The sequence below is a fragment of the Variovorax sp. P4_D9 genome, from assembly GCF_056401695.1.
The window spans coordinates 1-805 of the sequence record NZ_JBFUIU010001638.1 but is presented as its reverse complement, the minus strand read 5'-3'; the positions used below and the strand labels follow the sequence as shown (position 1 = coordinate 805).

Annotated in this window: 1 protein-coding gene; it reads right to left on the bottom strand. The window is 65.6% G+C overall.

Going from position 1 to position 805, the window contains the following annotated elements; all coding sequences use genetic code 11:
• Positions 1-194 precede the first annotated feature (194 nt).
• Positions 195-805: TolC family protein (locus AC1DY5_RS57445; RefSeq protein ID WP_478123009.1), on the bottom strand; the 611-nt coding region annotated here is incomplete at its 5' end.

Below are 805 nucleotides of genomic sequence, written 5' to 3'. Positions count from 1 at the left end.
CCGCCACAGTGGGGGTGGCGCTGAGCGTTTGGGCGCTGGTCAACGGTTATTGGCCGATTTGTGCAGGGAATGGTAGAGTTGGTAGATCCATTTGCTCAAGAAGGCCGAGCACTTGAAAGGGAGTCTGGGTCAAGGTCGAGCAGTCGTCCTTGACGAAGCAGGGTCACCTCAGGCCACCCTTTGTGCCTCTTGTGCTATCGCAGCGCAACAGCCTCTGCGGCATTGCCCTGCGACCAGCCCCCACCCAGCGCCTTGAAAGCGCCGACCGCCGCGCGCGCCGACTCCGTCTGCGCCTGTACCCTGGCATCGGCCACACGCAGCAGGCTCTCGTCGGCCTGCAGGACCTCGATCAGGCTGACGACACCTTTCTGGAACGCTGCAAATGAAGCGCCTCTTGCGCGGGCGAGCGATGCCTCGCCTTGCGCAAGCAGAACGGTCTGTGTTTCTCGTTTGACCAGCACGGAGAAAGCGTTCTCGACGTCCTCGGTTGCGCGCAGCGCGGCCAACCGGTAGGCCGCGAGCAGTTCCGCCTGCTGTCCTCTGGCGGCGTCGATCTGCGCGTCGATGCGACCGAAGTCGAACAGGCGCCAACGCAGGCCGAGCACGCCCGCGCCCTGGCTTGCGCCACTGCTGAACAGGTTTCCGGTGGACACCGACGTGGCGCTGCCGATCATTCCACTGAGGGACAACTTCGGGTAGTACTCGGCCATGGCCACGCCGACACGGGCGTTCGACGCGGCAAGGCGCCGTTCCGCCGCCATCAGGTCGGGTCGGCGGCGCAGCAGGTCGCCCGGAGATCCGGCGC